Here is an 18,701-nt window from a genome sequence, read left to right on the forward strand (position 1 = left end):
CGATGACACCGACGATCACAGCGGCCTTGGCCGCGGCGGCCTGGCGCAAGAGCAGCCGCAGCGGCGACCAGGGCGCCTGCGTGGAGGTGGCCGCGATCCCGCGGCTGGTGGCCGTCCGCGACTCCAAGGACCCGGCGGGCCCGGCCCTGCTGTTCCCCCCGGCCGCCTGGGCCACCTTCGCCCAGGCACCACCCCGCCCCGGAACAGGCCTCGCACCGCTGACCTGACCGGGCACACCGCCCACTGACCCGCCCGCCGCGCCACCGACCAGGACGCGCGGCGGGCCGGGGCAGGGCAGGACCAGGCTCAGGCGACCAGTGGGCGGGGCTCCGGGACGGCGCGTAGCGCCTCCAGTGCGGCGATCGCCACACCCCGGGCACCGGCCATGTCCCGATCCGGCACCAGCGCGAAGGTCGCCACCGCCGCCTGCTCCTCGCGGAGCACGGTGTGCTCGCGGACCGTCGCCAGGAACCAGTCACGGAACTCCGGTGCGGCCTCCACCACCCCACCGCCGACGAAGTAGGCGTGCGGGTCGGTGAAGTTCGCCGCCACGGTGAACAGCCGCCCCAGCGCCATCGCCTGCTGGGCGAAGAGGTCCCGCGCGAGGGTGTCGCCCCGCTCGCCGTACCCGCGAACCAGCTTGGCCGCCCGGGCCACCGGCTCGGCGGCGAGCGGGTGGTCTGCGTACCGGGTCAGCCAGTACGGCAGCAGGTTGCGCTCGATGCCGGTCAGCGAGGCGACGCTCTCGACGTCACCGGTGAAGCCGCAGGCGCAGGTGGGCTCCGGCTGGCCCGGGCCGAGCAGCCCGTTCAGCGGGATGTGCACGTGACCAAGCTCCCCGGCCATTCCGGCGGCACCGGCGATCACCCGACCGCTCTCGACCACACCGCCGCCGAGGCCGGTGCCGACGATCGCGGAGACCGACGAGCGGTTCATCGCGTCGGCGCCGAAGTAGACGTGGTGGGCGTAGAGCGCGGCCGCGTTGCCGTCGTTGTGGTAGACCACCGGCAGGCCGAGCCGCCGCTCCAGCGCGCCTCGCACGTCGAAGCCTCGCCAGGCCGGCTGGGAGAAGTTGGTGGAGCCCCGCGACGAGATGACGCCGTCGGCGCTGGCCGGGCCAGGCGTGTCCAGCCCGACCGCCCGGACCAGCTCGCGCGGCACGCCGGTCTCTGCCAGCGCACCGTCCAGCGCCTGGGCCAGTGCCTCGATCGCCGCCTCCGGCCCGGACCGCACCTCGCTGGGGATCTCCAACAGCCCGTCCACCAGGAACCGGCCGTCCACCGTCAACACGGTGGCGTTGTTGCTGGTGCCGCCGTTGTCCAGCCCGACGACCACCGGCACCCCTGCGCTGCCCACCAAGAACCGCCTCCCGCCGTCATGGATGTGAGCCGAGGCTAGTGCCAAGCCCGCTCCCCCGCCATGCCGACCACCTTCGAAAACGAGGAAGCCCCGACATCTGCGGGGAGCGTGGGTGCGCGGTGCCCGGATGCTGTCGCGCGTCCTTTGCTCTGCTTCACCCCACGCAACGCAAAGGCCCCGCCAGTGTTGCGCCGGTTGAAGCAGAGCAAAGGTGGAGCAAGTGGTACGGCCAGCCCGGAGTCTCTGGCGAGTGCTGGCCGGTGCGATGAGATGCGCGAGACGGCATGGTCGGGGGCGCGAGGCGGCGGTCAGCGAGCGGGTTCAAGCGGGGCAGCGGGCAGTCACCGCGGTGGCGTCCAGGTCCTCGTCGTGCCGCACGCTCGGCACCAGCCCAGCGGCCCTGACCGCCACGCAGAGCGCTTCCGCCTGCACGACGCTGACCTCCACCACCAGGTGCCCACCCGGTGCCAGCCAGTCGACCGCGGCAGCGGCCACCCGACGCAGCACGGTGAGCCCGTCAGGCCCGCCGTCCAGCGCCACCGGCGCCTCGTGCAGCCGCGCCTCGGCGGGCATCAGCGCCACCGCCTCGGTCGGCACGTACGGGGCGTTGGCGACCACCAGGTCCAACCGACCCCTCCACTGCAGGGGCAGCGGCGCGAAGAGGTCACCCTCGTACACCTCGGCGTTCAGCCCGGCGAGGTTGCGGCGCGCACACGCCACGGCCGCCGGGTCGATGTCGGCGGCCGCCAGCCAGCGCGGCGCGAGCCGGTGCGCCAACGCGACCGTGGTGGCCCCGGAGCCGCAGCAGAGGTCGACGACGGCCGGCGCCGGGCCGGTCACCGTGGCCGCGGCCTCGACCAGCAGGGCGGTTCGGCCACGCGGGACGAAGACGCCCGCGTCGACGGCGATCCGCAGGCCGCAGAACTCCGCCCAGCCGAGCAGGTACTCCAACGGTTCACCGGCCACCCGGCGGTCGGTCAGGTCAGCCAACGCCGCCGGGGTGTCCGCGGCGGCCAGCAGAAGGTCGGCCTCGTCCTCGGCGTAGACGCAGCCGGCGGCACGCAGCCGGCCCACGAGGGCAGCTCGATCGATGGGGAACGATGATTCCATGGGAACCTCCGGGAAAGCTCGCCGGCGCTCCCCCGGCCGCTAGCGCGGCGGCGACACGGGAGGACGTGCCGGTCCTGATGGTGGGCGGATCGGACTCACCTCCTCCGGTCGACGACCCGCCGGTGCGGGCCGCCGACACGATAACTCAGACCGGCCCGGCAGCGTCGAGCGCGGCGGCGATGTCGGCCACCAGATCCGCGGTGTCTTCCGCCCCACACGAGAGCCGTACGAAGCCGGGCGCGGTGTCGTCGCCCCACTGCGCCCGCCGGTCCGCGGTCGTGTGCAGGCCACCGAAGGAGGTGGCCGCCGCCACCAGACGGGCGGCCTCGATGAAGCGAGCCACCCGGTCGGCATCGCCCAGGTCGAACGAGAGCACGCCGGGCATCCGGCGCATCTGCGCCGACGCCACCGGGTACGCGGGGTCGTCCGGTCGCCCCGGCCAGCGCAGACCGGTCACGTCCGCCCGACCGGCGAGCAGCTCGACGACGGCGGCGGCGTTCGCGCTCTGCCGGGCCAGCCGCAGGTCGAGGGTGGCCAGCGACCGGTGCGCCAGCCAGGCGTCGAACGCGCCCGGGACCGCCCCGGTGGTGGTACGCCAGGTCGTCACCGCCGCGATCAGCTCGGTGGACCGGCTGGCCAGGTAGCCCAGCAGCAGGTCGGAGTGGCCGGTGAGCGCCTTCGTGCCGGAGGCGACCACCAGGTCGGCACCGAGGTCCAGCGGGCGCTGACCGAGCGGAGTGGCCGTGGTGTTGTCGACCGCGAGCAGCGCACCGGCGGCGTGCGCCTTCTCGGCGAGGGCCGCCACGTCGACCACGTCCAGGCCCGGGTTGGCCGGCGTCTCCACCAGCACCAGCCGGACGCCCTCAAGCGACGGGTACGGTCCGACGGTCGGCACGAAGAGCACCTGAACGCCGAGCGCCTCCAGCACGTCGGTGGCGAACGCCCGGACCGGGAAGTATCCGTCGCTGGGCAGCACCACGGTGTCCCCGGGGCGCAGCAGGGTGAGCAGCATGCCGGTGATGGCGGCCTGGCCGGTGGAGAAGACCCTGCAGTCACCGCCCTCCAGCTCGCCCACGGCCGCCTCCAGCAGCCGCCGGGTCGGGTTGTCGGGGCGGCCGTAGCCGTTCGGCGATCCGGCCGGGCCCTCCCACGGGTCGAGGTGGTACGGCGCGGCGAAGACCGGCCCCGGCAGGAACGGGTCCCCCGGTGCCGGCTCGGGCAGCCCGGCGCGTACGCAGCGGGTGCCGTCTCCCAGATCGCTCATCGAATCCTCACTCGTACGACTCAGGCTTGGCTGTCCGGCTCATCAGGGCTTCCACGGCGAGGCGCGGGTCCATTCCCTCGTGGCAGATCCGCTCGACGTGCTCGGTGATCGGCATTTCGACCCCGTGTGCCCGGGCCAGATCGCGGATCGCCAGGCAGCTCTTCACGCCCTCGGCGGTCTGCCGGGTGGCGGCTTGGGCCTGCTCCAGCGTCTCGCCGCGGCCCAGGTGCTCCCCGAAGGTGCGGTTGCGGGCCAGCGGAGAGGAGCAGGAGGCGACCAGGTCACCCATCCCCGCCAGGCCGGCGAAGGTGATCGGGTCCGCGCCGAGCGCCACGCCCAGCCGGGCCGTCTCGGCCAGCCCACGGGTCATCAACATGGCCCGGGTGTTGTCGCCGAAACCCATCGCGGTCGCGATGCCGTACGACAGGGCGATCACGTTCTTGACCGCCCCGCCCAGCTCACAGCCGATCACGTCGTCGTTGGTGTACGGGCGCAGGTACGGCGTCCGGATCGACGCCTGCACGAGCGCGGTGCGGTGGCTGTTCGTCCCGGCGACCACGGTCGCGGCGGGCTGCTCGGCGGCGATCTCCGGAGCAAGGTTGGGACCGGACACGACGACCACCCGGTCCCCTGCGACCCCGGCGGTCTCCACGATGACCTCGCTCATCCGCTTGGTGGTGCCGAGCTCGATACCCTTCATCAGCGACACCAGGGTGGAGTCCGGGTGCAGGTGCCCGGCCCATTCGGCGAGGTTGCCGCGCAGGGTCTGCGACGGCACGGCCAGCACCACCATCTCGGCACCGGCGATCGCCTCGGCGGCGTCGGCGGTGGCGGTGACCCGAGCCGGCAGCAGCAGGTCGGGCAGGTACTCCGGGTTGCGGCGCTCGGCCCGGATGCTCTCGGCGACCGGCGCCCGACGGGCCCACACCGTCACGTCCCGCCCCGCGTCGGCGAGGATCTTGGCGAACGCGGTGCCCCAGGAGCCGGCACCGAGCACCGCGACGTGGCCGTTCATGCCACGTCGCCCTGCTGCTCGCGCCCGACGGAGGACCGGGCGGGTCGCTCCCACAGCGGCGGCGGGGTACCGCCACGGATCTCGGCGAGCATGTCCCGCAGCCGCAACATGATGGTGTCCGTCATCTCCTCGAGGGTGTCCCGCGTCGGCTGGCCGTCCGCCCACCGGCTCAGGTCGATCGGTTCCCCGGCGACAACGGTCACCGGGATCCGGGGGCGCAGGTTGAAGCGGGTGGTCCGTGGGTCGAAGATCCGTTCCGGTCCCCACATCACCACAGGTACGACGGGGGCCCCGGTGGCGAGGGCCAGCCGGGCGGCACCGGTCTTGGCCTTCATCGGCCACAGATCCGGCTGCCGGGTGGTGGTGCCCTCCGGGTAGATCACCACGGCGCCGCCCCCGTCGAGCGCGGCGACCAGAGCGTCCAGGGAGCGGACGGCGTCGACGCTGCCGCGCTCGACCGGGATCTGCCGGCACTGGCGCAGGATCCAGCCGACCACCGGCACCTGGAAGACGCTGACCTTGCCCAGGTACTGCGGCCAACGCCCGGAGTCGTAGATGAAGTGCGCGGAGACCAGCGGGTCAGCGTGCGAGATGTGGTTCGCCACGAGGATCACGCCGCCGTCGTGGCCGAGGTGCTCCTGGCCGCGCCAGGTACGCCGGGTCCAGACGGTCATCACCGGCTTGACCAGCACCACGGCGAACCGTCGCCAGAACCCCAGCCTCCGCCATGCCACTGTGCCTCCTCGTCGCGCCCCAAGCCCGCCGCGAACCCCGTCCACGACACCCGCAGCGGAAATCATGCCTGCTCGCCCCCGGTACGGCCAGAGAGGGTCCCAGTGGCCGGCTGGCAGGATTGCGGGCGTGAGTCAGCCGAGGTGGGCCGTGGTGGTGCCGGTGAAGCGTCTGGCCGCCGCCAAGAGCCGGCTGCGGGGCGCGCTGCCCGGCGTACCGCACGAGGAGCTGGCGCTGGCACTGGCGGCCGACACGCTCCGCGCGGTGCTGGCCTGCCCGGCGGTCGCGGAGGCCCTGGTGGTCACCGACGATGCGCGGGTGGCTGCGGCGGCGCGGGCCGCTGGCGCGCGGGTGCTCCGCGACGAGCCGGACGCCGGCCTGAACGCCGCGTTCCGGCACGGCGCGGTGGGCACCATCGCCGGGTGGGTGGCCGGGCTCACCGCCGACCTGCCGGCGCTGCGCCCGGCCGAGCTGACCGGCGCACTGCTCGCGGCGCAGAATGGCCCATCGGGGGTACGCCGGTTCGTGCCGGACGCACCCGGCGGCGGCACGGTGCTGCTCACCGCCCCGCCGGGCGTACCCCTGGATCCCCACTTCGGGGTGGGCTCGGCGGTCGCGCACGCGGCGAGCGGGGCGCTGCCGCTGACCGGCGACTGGCCCAGCCTGCGCCGGGACGTGGACACCGCCGCGGACCTGACCGCCGCCGGCCGACTCGGGCTGGGTCCGCGCACCGCCGCCCTCGTCGCCGCCGGCCGCCCGGCCCGCTCCACGAGCTGACCCCCCGGTGTACGGTGCCAGCATGCAGGGCACGGTGGCCAGCTACGACGCGGCGACGCGCAGCGGTGTCCTGCTGCTCGACGACGGCACCGAGATGCGCTTCCCCGCCCGGGCCTTCGACGCCTCCGGGCTGCGGCTGCTCCGGCTCGGCCAGCGGGTTCACATCGACACCGATCCCGACGGCGAGGTCGTCCGGGTGACATTGCCGACGATGATCTGAGCCGGCGAGGCCAAGTTCATTTTGCGTTAACCGCAATCGGGTGATTATGAGCGGGTGAGCACCCCTCGCGAGCACCCGGACCACCCGCCCGCCACCGACCTCCGCAACGGCTCCCGCGCCCGCGGCACCGACGGCCGCTTCCGCCCCTCCCGCGCCGAAAGGGCCGGCGCCGCCCGCGCCGACACCCTGGCCGACGACCCGGGTGCCGCCTCCTCCGGTCTGGACGAGGTCCTCGACCCCGTGCCGCCCATCGAGGCGGACGGCCCGGCCTCCGGCGGAGTCCATCAGGTGCTGACGAACGGCCTGCCGACCGGCGGCGAGGACGAGGACGACGAACAGCCGGCGGCTCCGCCGCTGCCGGAGGACCGGTTCCTCAACCGGGAGCTCTCCTGGCTCGACTTCAACGCCCGGGTGCTCACCCTGGCCGAGGACCAGCGCACCCCACTGCTGGAACGGGCCAAGTTCCTGGCGATCTTCGCGAGCAACCTCGACGAGTTCTACATGGTGCGGATCGCCGGGCTGAAACGGCGGCTCTCCGCCGGCCTGCCGGTGCGTGGCGGGGACCGGCTGCCGCTGCGTACCCAACTGGAGCTGATCGCCGAGCGGACCGCCACGCTGGTCGCCCGGCACGCCGCCTGCTTCGTCGACGACGTGCTGCCCAAGCTTGCCGACGAGGGCGTCCGGATACTGCGCTGGGGCGAGCTGGGCGACCACGAGCGGGAGCGGCTGCGCACCTACTTCCGGGAGCACATCTTCCCGGTGCTCACCCCGCTCGCGGTGGATCCGGCGCACCCGTTCCCGTACATCTCCGGACGGTCGCTGAACCTCGCGGTGGCGGTCCGTGACCCCGATGGCGGTTCTGAGCTGTTCGCCCGGGTGAAGGTGCCCAACAACGTCCCCCGCTTCGTCCGGGTGGACCGGGACCAGCCGGGCGTACGGATGCTGCCGGTGGAGGACCTGATCTCGGTGCACCTGGGCCAGCTGTTCAGCGGCATGCAGGTGGTCGAGTGCCACCTGTTCCGGGTCACCCGCAACGCCGAGGTGGAGGTCGACGAGGACCGCGACGAGGACCTGCTCCAGGCCCTGGAGCGGGAGCTGGCCCGGCGCCGGTTCGGCCCGCCGGTCCGGTTGGAGGTGGCCGCGTCCATCTCCGACCACGTGCTGGAGCTGCTCGTCCGGGAGCTGGACATGGACGACCAGGACGTGCTGCGGGTGCCCGGGCTGCTGGACCTGTCCGCGCTGTGGCAGGTCTACGGCGAGGCCGACCGGCCGGACCTCAAGGACCCGCCGTTCGTGCCGGCCACCCATCCGCGGCTCGCCGAGGGCGAGGTGCCGCGCAGCGTCTTCTCCACCCTGCGCGACGGGGACATCCTGGTGCACCACCCGTACCACTCGTTCGCCACCAGCGTGCAGCGCTTCATCGAGCAGGCCGCCGCAGATGAGAACGTGCTGGCCATCAAGCAGACCCTCTACCGCACCAGCGGTGACTCGCCGATCGTCGACGCGCTGGTCGACGCCGCCGCCGCCGGCAAGCAGGTGGTGGTGCTGGTGGAGGTGAAGGCCCGTTTCGACGAGGTGGCCAACATCGGCTGGGCCCGCACGCTGGAACGCGCCGGCTGCCACGTGGTGTACGGGCTGGTGGGTTTGAAGACGCACTGCAAGACCGCGCTGGTGGTCCGCCAGGAGGGCAACCAGATCCGCCGGTACTGCCACATCGGCACCGGCAACTACCACCCGAAGACGGCCCGACTGTACGAGGACTTCGGCATGCTCACCGCCGACCCGGAGATCGGCGCCGACCTCACCGACCTGTTCAACGTGCTCACCGGGTACAGCCGGCAGACCGCGTACCGGCGGTTGCTGGTTGCCCCGCAGGGCATCCGCAGCGGCCTGATCGAGCGGATCGAGCGGGAGATCTCCCACGTCCGGCTGGGCATGCCCGGCCTGGTCCAGTTCAAGGTCAACTCGCTGGTCGACGAGGGGGTGACCGACGCGCTGTACCGGGCCTCCCAGGCCGGCGTACACGTCGACCTGCTCATCCGGGGCATGTGCACGCTGCGGCCGGGGGTGCCGGGGCTGTCGGAGAACATCCGGGTCCGCTCGATCCTCGGCCGTTTCCTGGAGCACTCCCGGGTCTTCCGGTTCGGCAACAACGGCGAGGCCGATTTCTGGATGGGCTCGGCCGACCTGATGCACCGCAACCTCGACCGCCGGGTGGAGGCGCTGGTGCAGGTGAGCGACCCGATCGCCCGCGCCGAGCTGGACCACGTGCTGACCGCCGCGATGAGCCCCGACGTGGACGCGTTCGAGCTGGCCGGTGACGGCAGCTGGACCCGGCGTACCGGCGGTGACGACGCGGCCCGGGCGCATCTGCAGGAACTGCTGCTGCGCCGCGTCGGTGGCACGGCCAGCTGACCGATCAGCGCATAGGCTGAACTGATGGTCGAGGAGGAGCAGAAGTACGAGGTGGACGACGCCTACGTGCTGCCGGACCTGGCTGCCACATCCCCGGCCGGGGGTCGGATCCGGGCGCTGCCACCGGTGACGCTGGTCGCCCGCTACCTCGACACGGTCGACCTGCGGCTGGCCCGCGCCGGCGCCTCGCTGCGCCACCGCCGGGGCGACGAGCTGCCCTGGACGGTGAAGCTGCCGACCGGGACGCCGGGCGTCCGGCACGAGGTCTCCCGCCCCGGGCCCAAGGGACAACCGCCGGTCGAGCTGGTGGAGCTGGTCACCGTCCTGCACCGGGGGGCGCCGCTGGCCCCGGTGACGGTGGTACGGACGGTCCGCCACGCGTACGAGGTGTGTGACAGGGCCGGCACGGTGCTCGCCGAGGTGGTGGACGACCGGGTGACCGTGCTCGACGACGCCGGCGCCACCACTGGCGTGTTCCGCGAACTGGAGGTGGAGCTCAAGGCCGGCGACCGGAAGCTGCTCGACCGGGTCGGCACGGTGCTGCGCGAGGCTGGTGCCCAGGGCGGCTCTTTCACCCCCAAGCACGTACGGGCGCTGGGCGCGACGGCGCAGGCCGACCCGGATCTGGTCGCGCCGGTCGGGCTGACCGCCGAGCCGAGCGCTGGCGACGTGGTGACCGAGGCGGTCCGCAAGGAGATCCGCCGGCTACTGGCGCACGACCCGCTGGTCCGGCTGCGCGCCCCGGCCACCGGTGGCGACACCGCCGTGCACCAGATGCGGGTGGCCTGCCGACGCCTCCGCAGCGATCTGCGCACCTTCAAACCGCTGGTCCGCAGGACCTGGTCCCGTCCGCTGCGCACCGAGCTGCGCTGGCTGGCCGGTGTCCTCGGTGCCGCCCGCGACGCCGAGGTGCTGCGCGAGCGGCTACGCCGCACCGCGAGCGCCGACCCGCTCAGCCCTCTCGATCAGGCCGCGGTGGATCGGCTGGACGAGGCGCTCACCCAACGGCAGCGGCGGGCGCTCGCCGCGATCGACGAGGCGCTGCGCTCGGCGCGCTACCTGGCCCTGGTGGACACCCTGGTGCTGGCCGCCCGCGCGCCCCGGCTCACCCGCGGGTCCGCGGCCCCGGCGGCGCAGGCGCTGCCCGCGCTGGTGGCCCGACCCTGGGCGCGGTTGACCGGGCCGGAGGGCGTCGAAGAGCTCGACGCGCAGTCGCCGGACGAACGCTGGCACGCCGTCCGCAAGGAGGCCAAGCAGACCCGGTACGCGGTCAACGCGGTGGCGCCGACGGTCAGCAAGGGCGCTCGCCGGCTGTCCCGCGCCCTTGCCGGCGTGCAGGACGTGCTCGGCGAGCACCAGGATGCGGCAGTGGCAGCGGACACCTGGCTGGAGATCGCCGCCGAGCGGCCGGACGACCACGAGCTGGCGGTCACCGCCGGGCGGTTGGCCGAGCGCGAACGCGAGTCGGTACGCCGGATGCGGGCTCTCTTCCCGGCCGCCTGGCATCGGGCCACCCGGCGGCGGCGGACCAGTTGGCTCCCGTGATCGGCATCCGGGCGGCGGGCGGGGTGGCCTGGCGGCCGTCCGCTGACGGTGTAAACGTCTGCGTGGTGCACCGCCCCCGCTACGGCGACTGGACGCTACCGAAGGGCAAGCTGGAGCCGGGCGAGCAGCCGCTGGCCGCGGCGGTCCGCGAGGTGGCCGAGGAGGCCGACGTACGGGGCGTGCCGCAGGTTCGGCTGCCGTCGGTGCGGTACCGCAGCGAGGGGCAGGCCAAGCTGGTCGACTACTGGTCGATGCTCGCCGTGGCCAGCGGCGGTTTCCAACCGGGCACCGAGGTGGACGACATCCGCTGGCTCGCGGTGGACGACGCGATCCGGTTGGTCAGCTACCCACACGACGCCGAGGTGCTGTCGGCGTTCGCCGCGCTGCCGCCGGTGACCGCGACGGTCGCGCTGGTTCGGCACGCGCACGCGGGTAAGCGGGCCACCTGGTCCGGCCCGGACGTGGGGCGGCCCCTGGATGCCGAGGGGTGGGCCCAGGCGACGGCGCTGGGCGGCCTGGTCGCCCTGATCCGTCCGGCCCGGCTGGTGTCGGCGTCACCGCGACGCTGCGTGCAGACACTGGACCCGGCCGCCGCGCTGCTCGACCTGCCGATCGAGATCTGCGGCGACCTGGACGAGCCACAGCCCGGCCAGCAGAGTGACGAACAGGTCCTGGCCACCGCCGCCCGGCTGCTGGAGCTGGCCAGGGCCGGTGGCCAGGCGGCGGTGTGCAGTCAGGGCAAGGTGCTGCCGGGCGCGTTGGAGCAGCTGACCGGCCGCACCGACGAGGACTTCACCACCCCCAAGGGCGGCGGTTGGTTGCTCGCCTTCACCGCCGACCGGCTGCTGGCCGCCGACCGCCTGTAGCGCCCGTCAGCGGGGCGGAAGGGTCAGGTTCACCGCGACCGGCAGGTGGTCGCTGGCCGTGCTGCGCAGCGCGACCGGGTCGCTGGGAGTCAGGCCGGCCGAGACGAAGATGTGGTCGATCTGCTGACGTGGGTCGTCCGCCGGGCTGGTCGCCAGCGGCCGGGCCGCCGCCAACGCGTCGACCAGGCCCGCGTTGGTGAACTGCCCGAACGCCTCGTCGCCCGGCTCCGTGTTCAGGTCGCCGGCCACCACCAGGGGCCGGCCGGCCGCGTACCCGGTGGCGAAGTCGGCGACAGCGCGGGCCTGGACCACCGGGCCCTGGCCGGGCGGAGGTTGCAGGTGGGTGCTGACCACGGCGGCACGGACGCCGGCACCGAGGTCCAGCGTGACGGCGAGCGCCTGCGCGCCGGTGGGCGCCCCGACGGCCGGCAGCGGGAGGGTCCGCGGATCGCTCACCGGCCAACGGCTGAGCACCGCGTCACCCCAGACGGGGTCGGCTGCCGGCCCGAAGACGTACGGCATGCCGAGCCGGTCGGCCAGCAGGTCCAGGGTGTCGTGCCCGCCGTTGAGCAGCCAGGCCCGGTCCACCTCGCTGAGCAGCACCACGTCGGGCCGTTGCCGGTCGACGGCCTCGGTGAGCCCGGTCAGGTCGAACCGGCCGTCCAGCCCGAAGCCCATCCGGATGTTGTACGCCACCACGGTCAGCCGCTCCGGCGGGCCGTCCCGGTTGCTGGCCACCGGCACCTCGTCGGCGAGCACCGGTGCCAGCAGGGCCAGCGCGGTGACCGCGGCGGCGGCCCGTAGCGGCGGAAACGGCCCAGGCACCCGGTGTACGGCGGGACGGGCGGCAACGGCCACGGCGGCCACCAGCCCGGCGACCACGACGGGCACCGCCGCGTTGGGGTAGCCGAGGTCGTAGGCGGAGTAGTACCCGACCGCCCCCAGCGCGAAGACGAGCATGCCGGCGGCGACCGCGTACCCCCGGCGGGCCGCCGACCGCCTGCTGGCCACGGTGTCGCTGTCACCGTCAGTGTCCGGGGGGCGGGCTTCGTCGCCTGGGTGGCCAACTTCCTCGCCTGGGTGGCTGGCTTGATCGCTCAGGGCGAGGCAGGTGCCGAGACCGACGGCGGTGAGCAGGATGGCCGGGAGGAGCAGGTCGCCCCGGTCGAGGGCGAACAGCACCGCGCCGGCCAGCAGCGCCACCGGCCCGTACGCTCGGCCCCACCGTCGGGGAGGCCGGGTCAACGCGGTGAGCAGGAACCCGGCGACCGCCACCGGCGCCGGTGCCAGGCCGAACAGCGGCGAACGAGCCACACCGTCCCCGGCGACCAGGTACGACATCCCGCTCCGGGCCAGCGCCGGGGAGAGCGCCACCATTCCTGCCAGCAGCAACGCCGGCCCGGCCAGTAGCCACGCCCGGGCGCCGGGCTGGGCGCCGGGCTGGGCGCCGGGCTGGGCCGTGCCGAGCAGGAACAGCGCCACCGCGACGGAGCTGAGCAGCCAGGCCACCCAGTCGCCCCGCCAGACCAGGTCGAAGGTGTCCAGCACCGCGTGCAGAGCCGCGTTGACCGCGAACCCCAACGCCAGCCCCGGGACCGGTCGGTCGGTGTCGGCGGCGACGCCGACCAGCCAGATCAGCCCGGCGAGCAGACCCGCGGTGGCCAGCCAGAGCTGCGTACGCCCGCCGGGAGCGGCGGTGAGCGTGAGTCGGGCGACGGCGAGCAGAACGGCGGCGACGACCGTGACCGGGCGGGCTCCGACCCGGCGGACCAGCGCGGGTGCGCCCAGCGCGAGCACGAACCAGCCCAGGGCGAACGCGCCCATCAGCTCGGCCGGGGTGGATGCCGCCTGGCCGAAGATGGTGATGATGCCGGGCAGCCAGACCCGCAGAACGTCGATGAGGAGGATGACGCCCAGCGCGAGCGTCCCGGTGGCGAGCTGGCGGTAGCGCACCGGCGCCCCATTTCCCGTCGGCGGGCCGGCGGAGGGACGCCGGCACGGCGATTCTGCGCGACCGAGCCGACCGGGTCAACGGTCCCCGTACGGCGAAAGGGCGCTCACCCACGGGTGAACGCCCTTTCGCAGAGGTCGGTCAGCGCTTGCTGGCCGCCTTCTTCGCTGGAGCCTTCTTCGCCGGCGACTTCTTGGCCGCCGTGCTCTTGCTCGCCGCCGCGGTGGTCTTCTTCGCCGCGGTCGACCGGGTCGCCGCGGTGGTCTTCTTCGCCGCGGTGGTCTTCTTGCTGGCGGCCGTCTTGGTCGCCGTGGTGCTCTTGCTCGCCTTGGCCGGGGCGGTCTTCTTGCTGGCGACCGTCTTGGTCGCCGTGGCGGTCTTGCTCGCCTTGGCCGGGGCGGTCTTCTTGCTGGCAGCCTTGGCTGCGGTTGCCTTGGTGCCCGCCGCCTTGGCAGTCGTTGCCTTGGTGCCGGCCGCCTTGGCGGTGGTTGCCTTGGTGCCCGCCGCCTTGGCGGTGGCGGTGGCGGTCTTCTTCGTCGCCGCCGTGGCCTTCGGCACCTTGCCGCTGGCCACCATCTCCTTGAACCCGGCGCCGGGGCGGAAGGTCGGGACAGATGTCTTCTTGACCTTCACCGCCTCGCCGGTACGCGGGTTGCGCGCTGTTCGCGCGCCACGCACACGCTTTTCGAATGCTCCGAATCCGGTGATCGCCACCTTCTCGCCCTTGGTGACCGCCGCCTGGACCTCGGTGAGGACCGCCTCGAGGGCGTTCGTCGCCGTCTTCCGGTCCCCCAGGCGAACGGCGAGCGCCTCAATGAGCTCGGCCTTGTTCACGACTTCCTCCCGATTGTGCAACTGACTCGTCGCGAGCCATTCTGCGCGCACGGTATGCCCTGTGCTGCCGGGACACAAACATTCGGTAGAAAAAATCCCTTGTGTCGTAACGGATTCACCCCCACCGGTTGGACCGATGGGGGTGGAATCCGCTGTGCGACCGGGCGTACGGCTATGCCACGGAGGGCAGGAACGGCAGTCGACGCGCCTCGTAGGAGTCGATGTCGGCGGCGTGCCGGAGGGTGAGTCCAATGTCGTCGAGGCCTTCCAGCAGCCGCCAGCGGCTGAAATCGTCCAGCGGGAACGACCAGCTGGCGTCCCCGGCCCGGAGCTGGCGGGCCGTCAGGTCGACGGTCACCGGGATGGTCGGATCCGCCTCGACCAGGCCCCACAACTCTTCGACGGCTTTCAATTCCAACTCGACCGGCAACAGACCTTCCTTGAGGGCGTTGCCGCGGAAGATGTCGCCGAATCGCGGAGCCACCACCGCACGGAAGCCCCAGTCCCGCAGTGCCCAGACGGCGTGCTCCCGGGAGGAGCCGGTGCCGAACTCCGGGCCGGCGATCAGGATCGACGCACCGGAATAGGTTTCATCGTTGAGCACAAATGTCGGATCTTCCCGCCAGGCACTGAACAGCCCGTCGGCGAAGCCCGTCCGGGTCACCCGCTTGAGGTACACGGCCGGGATGATCTGGTCGGTGTCCACGTTGGACCGCCGAAGCGGCACGGCGGTGCCGGTGTGGGTGGTGAACTTGTCCATCTCCTCGGTCCCTTCTACAGGTCGGCGGGGGCGGCCAGCCGGCCAACCACGGCGGTGGCGGCGGCGACCGGCGGGGAAACCAGGTGGGTACGCCCACCCCGGCCCTGACGGCCCTCGAAGTTGCGGTTCGAGGTGGAGGCGGAGCGCTCGCCCGGCTTGAGCGTGTCGGGGTTCATCCCCAGACACATGGAGCAGCCGGCGAACCGCCACTCGGCCCCGGCGTCGGCGAAGACCTTGTCCAGCCCCTCAGCCTCGGCGGCCTCCCGCACGGAGGCGGAGCCGGGCACCACGAGCATCCGGACGCCGTCGGCGACCCTGCGGCCGCGCAGCACGTCAGCGGCGGCTCGCAGGTCCTCCAGTCGACCGTTGGTGCAGGAGCCCACGAAGACCACGTCGATGGGCAGCTCCCGCAGCGGGGTGCCGGGGCGCAGATCCATGTACTCCAGAGCGCGACGGGCCGCGGTGCGCTCCGAGTCGGTGGCGAACTCCTCCGGGTCCGGCACTGGCGCGTTCAGCGGCGCACCCTGCCCGGGGTTGGTGCCCCAGGTGACGAACGGGGTGATCCGGCTGGCGTCCAGGGTCACCTCGGCGTCGAAGCGCGCGCCCTCGTCGGTGGGCAGCGTCCGCCACCACGCCAACGCCGCGTCCCAGTCCGCGCCCTGCGGCGCGTTCGGTCGGCCCTTGAGGTACGCGAAGGTGGTCTCGTCCGGCGCGATCATGCCGGCCTTGGCGCCCCACTCGATGGACATGTTGGCGATGGTCATCCGCCCCTCCATGGAGAGGGCCTGGATCGCCTCGCCGCGGTACTCGACGATGTGGCCGCGACCCCCGCCGGTGCCGACCTGGGTGATCAGCGCGAGCACCAGGTCCTTGGCGGTGACGCCCGGGGCGAGGCGGCCGGTGACGTTCACGGCCATCGTCTTCGGCCGGCTCTGCGGCAGCGTCTGGGTGGCCAGCACGTGCTCCACCTCGCTGGTGCCGATGCCGAAGGCGAGCGCGCCGAACGCGCCGTGGGTGGCGGTGTGCGAGTCGCCGCAGACGATCGTCAGGCCCGGCTGGGTGACGCCGAGCTGCGGGCCGATCACGTGCACGATGCCCTGGTTCTCGTCGCCGAGGGGGTGCAGCCGCACCCCGAACTCGGCGCAGTTGCGGCGCAGCGTCTCGATCTGCGTACGCGACGTGGGGTCCGCGATGGTGAGCAGGTCACCACGACGGAGGCGGAACGCCGGGTCGTCGTACCCGGTCGGGGTGTTGTGGTCCTCGGTCGCGAGGGTCAGATCGGTACGACGCACCCGGCGCCTGGCGAGCCGCAGCCCGTCGAACGCCTGCGGGCTGGTCACCTCGTGCAGCAGGTGCAGGTCGATGAAGAGCAGGTCCGGCTCACCAGCGGCGGACCGTACGACGTGCGCGTCCCAGACCTTCTCGGCCAGGGTCCTCGGCTCAGGAGTGACTCCCACCATCTGGACATCCTAAAGTTTGGGAGGTAAGTTTCGGCTTGTGGGACACAGTATGAGCGGTGTCGGCGTTCTCGACAAGGCGGTGGTCATCCTGGCCGCCTGCGTCGACGGCGCCAGCCTGGCCGAACTCGTTGAACGCACCAAGCTGCCCCGAGCCACCGCACACCGGCTGGCACAGGCACTGGAGATTCACCGGATGCTGGTGCGGGACACCCAGGGCAGATGGCGCCCCGGCCCCCGTCTGGGCGAGCTGGCCAACGCCGCACCGGACGTTCTGCTGACCGCCGCCGAGCCACTGCTGGCCGCGCTGCGCGACGCCACCGGTGAGAGCGCACAGCTCTACCTGCGCCGCGCCGACGAGCGGATCTGCGTGGCGGCGGCAGAGCGCGCCAGCGGCCTGCGGGACACGGTTCCGGTCGGCTCGGTGCTGCCGATGACCGCCGGCTCCGCGGCCCAGATCCTGCTCGCCTGGGAGCCGCCGGAGGCGGTGATGCCGCTGCTGCCGCGCAGCAAGTTCACCGGCCGCACCCTGGCCGAGGTACGCCGCCGTGGCTGGGCGCAGAGCGTCGCCGAGCGGGAGGCCGGTGTAGCGAGCGTCTCCGCCCCGATCCGCGACCGCACCGGCCGCGTGATCGCCTCAGTCAGCATCTCCGGCCCGATCGAGCGCCTGGGCCGCCGCCCCGGCGAACGCCACGCCATGGCGGTAGTAAGAGCCGGCCAACGCCTCTCCGGCCTCTAACCCCCGCCCGGCGGTACCCCCGCCCCCTCCCCCGCCGCCCCTTCGCCGCGTCGATCTAGGGCAGATCATCGTTAGATGATCTCCGATCGCTGCAATCTGCCCTAGATCGACGCGGCATTTGCACGCGCGACCCCGCGCGGGCGGGACGGGGAGGGGTGGGGAGGGGTGGGACGGATGAAGGCTCGTCTCGCTTTGCGAGACGAGCCTTCAGTGTGTAGCCCCGACCGGATTCGAACCGGCGCTACCGCCTTGAGAGGGCGGCGTCCTGGGCCACTAGACGACGGGGCCAGAACTTTCCTGCTTCACCGCCCTCGCGGGCGGTGCGGCTGTAGTCTAGCGGCACCGTCGGCTGCGGTGAGCGCGGGGTACGGGACGCGGCAGGGCCCTGGTGAAAGAGAAACAGCCCGCCTCACCAGGTGAGACGGACTGTGCACAATGTAGCCCCGACCGGATTCGAACCGGCGCTACCGCCTTGAGAGGGCGGCGTCCTGGGCCACTAGACGACGGGGCCAGAACTAATTCTGCTCCTCGGCCCTTGCGGGCGGAGGAGCTGCACTCTAGCAGAGACCACCCTCCGCCCCCCGGAAGGGGCGGAGTCGAACTCCGTCAGAATCCAGCGTCTGGAAGCTCTCGCGAACTCCAGTAGCGCTGGGGTACCAGGACTCGAACCTAGACTAACTGAACCAGAATCAGTCGGGCTGCCAATTACCCCATACCCCATTGGCCCCTTGCGGCGCCGGGAGTGAACATTACCCTCCCGGTGCCGGCAGGCCAAATCCGATCCCCCCGAACCACCAGTGAGCTGCGGAAACAGGGGCATCCGACGGATCAGGCGACGGGCACCACCGGGTTGGTGAGCTCGCCGATGCCCTCGATCCGCACGGTGACCGTATCCCCCTCGACGAGAGGGCTAACCCCCGCCGGAGTTCCGGTGAGCACGACGTCGCCGGGCAGCAACGTCATCACGTGCGAGATGTACGACACCAGGCCGGCCACGTCGAAGACCATGTCCTTCGTCCGGCCGAGCTGGCGTACCTCCATGTCCTCCGGGTTGCGACCCACCTCACACCGGATCTCAAGGTCGGAGACGTCCAGACCGGTGGTGATCCACGGGCCGATGGGGCAGAACGAGTCGAAGCCCTTGGCCCGGGTCCACTGCCCGTCCGAGCGCTGGAGGTCCCGAGCCGTGACGTCGTTGGCGCAGGTGTAGCCGAAGATGGCGCGTTCGGCGGCGGCCCGGTCGGCCCGGCGCGCGCCCGGAGCCCCGATCACGACCGCCAGCTCCGCCTCGTGCTCGACCTGCTTGGAGAAGATCGGCAGCCGGATGGCGTCCCGGGGGCCGATCACCGAGGTGGACGGCTTGAGGAAGAGCAGCGGCTCCTTGGGCACGTCGTTGCCGAGTTCGGCGGCGTGGTCGGCGTAGTTGCGACCGACGCAGACGACCTTGCTGGGCAGGATCGGCGAGAGCAGCCGAACGTCGGAGAGGGCCCAACGGGCCCCACTGAAGGACAGTTTGCCGAACGGGTGGCCCTCGATCTCGGCGATGGTCAGGCCCTGCGGCCCGGCCTCCGGTTCGCCTTCGACGGCACCGAACGACATTCCCTTGGCATGGGCAAAACGAGCGATACGCACCTGGCCAATCTAGCCCCGCCGACAC

The 18,701-nt window shown here is 72.7% G+C and carries 17 protein-coding genes and 3 tRNA genes; 7 read left to right on the top strand and 13 right to left on the bottom strand.

Going from position 1 to position 18,701, the window contains the following annotated elements; translation table 11 throughout:
• Positions 1–2 precede the first annotated feature (2 nt).
• Positions 3–227 carry a DUF397 domain-containing protein gene (locus ABZS37_RS23985; RefSeq protein ID WP_355172339.1) on the top strand — a complete coding sequence of 75 codons (225 nt, stop codon included), beginning with the start codon at positions 3–5 and terminating at the stop codon, positions 225–227.
• 79 nt (positions 228–306) lie between these two features.
• On the opposite strand, the gene ABZS37_RS23990 is transcribed toward ABZS37_RS23985, so the two are convergent.
• From ABZS37_RS23990 to ABZS37_RS24010, 5 genes are all read right to left on the bottom strand, one after another.
• Positions 307–1,356 (bottom strand): ROK family protein, encoded by a 1,050-nt coding sequence (locus ABZS37_RS23990; protein ID WP_355172341.1) that lies wholly within the window; start codon positions 1,354–1,356, stop codon positions 307–309.
• Between the two features lie 324 nt (positions 1,357–1,680).
• Entirely contained in the window at positions 1,681–2,469 is a 789-nt protein-coding gene (locus tag ABZS37_RS23995; protein WP_355172343.1) for a putative protein N(5)-glutamine methyltransferase, read from the bottom strand.
• A 145-nt stretch (positions 2,470–2,614) separates the two neighbouring features.
• On the bottom strand, positions 2,615–3,733 hold the full coding sequence (locus tag ABZS37_RS24000) for a cystathionine gamma-lyase (protein ID WP_355172345.1): 1,119 nt from the start codon (positions 3,731–3,733) through the stop codon (positions 2,615–2,617).
• Between the two features lie 7 nt (positions 3,734–3,740).
• A complete protein-coding gene (locus tag ABZS37_RS24005; RefSeq protein WP_355172347.1) occupies positions 3,741–4,748 on the bottom strand; it encodes an NAD(P)H-dependent glycerol-3-phosphate dehydrogenase in 1,008 nt (335 codons plus the stop codon).
• Positions 4,745–5,482 carry a lysophospholipid acyltransferase family protein gene (locus tag ABZS37_RS24010; RefSeq protein WP_355172349.1) on the bottom strand — a complete coding sequence of 246 codons (738 nt, stop codon included), beginning with the start codon at positions 5,480–5,482 and terminating at the stop codon, positions 4,745–4,747. The genes ABZS37_RS24005 and ABZS37_RS24010 overlap by 4 nt, the downstream gene beginning before the upstream one ends.
• A gap of 127 nt (positions 5,483–5,609) precedes the next feature.
• Here ABZS37_RS24010 and cofC point away from each other — a divergent pair, with 127 nt between their 5' ends.
• Genes cofC through ABZS37_RS24035 form a run of 5 tightly spaced genes read left to right on the top strand, consistent with a single transcriptional unit; the run spans position 5,610 to position 11,303 of the window.
• Positions 5,610–6,257: a 2-phospho-L-lactate guanylyltransferase gene (cofC, locus tag ABZS37_RS24015; protein WP_355172351.1), complete on the top strand. Its 648-nt coding sequence runs from the start codon at positions 5,610–5,612 to the stop codon at positions 6,255–6,257.
• 22 nt (positions 6,258–6,279) lie between these two features.
• Positions 6,280–6,477 (top strand): cold-shock protein, encoded by a 198-nt coding sequence (locus ABZS37_RS24020; RefSeq protein ID WP_355172353.1) that lies wholly within the window; start codon positions 6,280–6,282, stop codon positions 6,475–6,477.
• A 54-nt stretch (positions 6,478–6,531) separates the two neighbouring features.
• Complete coding sequence (locus tag ABZS37_RS24025; RefSeq protein ID WP_355172355.1) at positions 6,532–8,892, top strand: RNA degradosome polyphosphate kinase; 2,361 nt, start codon at positions 6,532–6,534, stop codon at positions 8,890–8,892.
• A gap of 24 nt (positions 8,893–8,916) precedes the next feature.
• Complete coding sequence (locus tag ABZS37_RS24030; protein WP_355172357.1) at positions 8,917–10,437, top strand: CYTH and CHAD domain-containing protein; 1,521 nt, start codon at positions 8,917–8,919, stop codon at positions 10,435–10,437.
• A complete protein-coding gene (locus tag ABZS37_RS24035) occupies positions 10,425–11,303 on the top strand; it encodes an NUDIX hydrolase (protein ID WP_355172359.1) in 879 nt (292 codons plus the stop codon). The genes ABZS37_RS24030 and ABZS37_RS24035 overlap by 13 nt, the downstream gene beginning before the upstream one ends.
• A 6-nt stretch (positions 11,304–11,309) precedes the next feature.
• Here the strand turns inward: ABZS37_RS24035 and ABZS37_RS24040 are convergent, their stop codons facing one another.
• From ABZS37_RS24040 to leuC, 4 genes are all read right to left on the bottom strand, one after another.
• Positions 11,310–13,256: an endonuclease/exonuclease/phosphatase family protein gene (locus ABZS37_RS24040; RefSeq protein ID WP_355172361.1), complete on the bottom strand. Its 1,947-nt coding sequence runs from the start codon at positions 13,254–13,256 to the stop codon at positions 11,310–11,312.
• A gap of 139 nt (positions 13,257–13,395) precedes the next feature.
• Positions 13,396–14,088 carry an HU family DNA-binding protein gene (locus ABZS37_RS24045; RefSeq protein WP_355172363.1) on the bottom strand — a complete coding sequence of 231 codons (693 nt, stop codon included), beginning with the start codon at positions 14,086–14,088 and terminating at the stop codon, positions 13,396–13,398.
• Between the two features lie 172 nt (positions 14,089–14,260).
• Positions 14,261–14,848 carry a 3-isopropylmalate dehydratase small subunit gene (leuD, locus tag ABZS37_RS24050; RefSeq protein ID WP_355172365.1) on the bottom strand — a complete coding sequence of 196 codons (588 nt, stop codon included), beginning with the start codon at positions 14,846–14,848 and terminating at the stop codon, positions 14,261–14,263.
• Between the two features lie 14 nt (positions 14,849–14,862).
• Positions 14,863–16,308 (bottom strand): 3-isopropylmalate dehydratase large subunit, encoded by a 1,446-nt coding sequence (gene leuC, locus ABZS37_RS24055; protein ID WP_355172367.1) that lies wholly within the window; start codon positions 16,306–16,308, stop codon positions 14,863–14,865.
• Positions 16,309–16,357: 49 nt separating this feature from the next.
• Here leuC and ABZS37_RS24060 point away from each other — a divergent pair, with 49 nt between their 5' ends.
• On the top strand, positions 16,358–17,044 hold the full coding sequence (locus ABZS37_RS24060; RefSeq protein WP_007456408.1) for an IclR family transcriptional regulator: 687 nt from the start codon (positions 16,358–16,360) through the stop codon (positions 17,042–17,044).
• Between the two features lie 215 nt (positions 17,045–17,259).
• Here the strand turns inward: ABZS37_RS24060 and ABZS37_RS24065 are convergent.
• The 4 genes from ABZS37_RS24065 to ABZS37_RS24080 all read right to left on the bottom strand — a co-directional run bounded on the left by ABZS37_RS24065 (position 17,260) and on the right by ABZS37_RS24080 (position 18,676).
• Positions 17,260–17,332 (bottom strand) — tRNA-Glu (locus tag ABZS37_RS24065).
• Positions 17,333–17,482: 150 nt separating this feature from the next.
• Positions 17,483–17,555 (bottom strand) — tRNA-Glu (locus tag ABZS37_RS24070).
• A gap of 137 nt (positions 17,556–17,692) precedes the next feature.
• Positions 17,693–17,764, bottom strand: a tRNA-Gln gene (locus tag ABZS37_RS24075).
• A 108-nt stretch (positions 17,765–17,872) separates the two neighbouring features.
• On the bottom strand, positions 17,873–18,676 hold the full coding sequence (locus tag ABZS37_RS24080) for a fumarylacetoacetate hydrolase family protein (protein WP_355172369.1): 804 nt from the start codon (positions 18,674–18,676) through the stop codon (positions 17,873–17,875).
• Positions 18,677–18,701 lie beyond the last annotated feature (25 nt).

Origin of the sequence: Micromonospora sp. NPDC005413 (genome assembly GCF_040606435.1) — a bacterium.
Classification (GTDB): Bacteria; Actinomycetota; Actinomycetes; order Mycobacteriales; family Micromonosporaceae; genus Micromonospora.

What these genes read in the sequence shown, in the direction of transcription:
- ABZS37_RS23985 (WP_355172339.1), top strand. Translation starts at nt 3, where the DNA reads ATGACACCGACGATCACAGCGGCCTTGGCCGCGGCGGCCTGGCGCAAG.
- ABZS37_RS23995 (WP_355172343.1), bottom strand. Translation starts at nt 2,469, where the DNA reads ATGGAATCATCGTTCCCCATCGATCGAGCTGCCCTCGTGGGCCGGCTG.
- ABZS37_RS24000 (WP_355172345.1), bottom strand. Translation starts at nt 3,733, where the DNA reads ATGAGCGATCTGGGAGACGGCACCCGCTGCGTACGCGCCGGGCTGCCC.
- ABZS37_RS24005 (WP_355172347.1), bottom strand. Translation starts at nt 4,748, where the DNA reads ATGAACGGCCACGTCGCGGTGCTCGGTGCCGGCTCCTGGGGCACCGCG.
- ABZS37_RS24020 (WP_355172353.1), top strand. Translation starts at nt 6,280, where the DNA reads ATGCAGGGCACGGTGGCCAGCTACGACGCGGCGACGCGCAGCGGTGTC.
- ABZS37_RS24030 (WP_355172357.1), top strand. Translation starts at nt 8,917, where the DNA reads ATGGTCGAGGAGGAGCAGAAGTACGAGGTGGACGACGCCTACGTGCTG.
- leuD (WP_355172365.1), bottom strand. Translation starts at nt 14,848, where the DNA reads ATGGACAAGTTCACCACCCACACCGGCACCGCCGTGCCGCTTCGGCGG.
- leuC (WP_355172367.1), bottom strand. Translation starts at nt 16,308, where the DNA reads ATGGTGGGAGTCACTCCTGAGCCGAGGACCCTGGCCGAGAAGGTCTGG.
- ABZS37_RS24060 (WP_007456408.1), top strand. Translation starts at nt 16,358, where the DNA reads ATGAGCGGTGTCGGCGTTCTCGACAAGGCGGTGGTCATCCTGGCCGCC.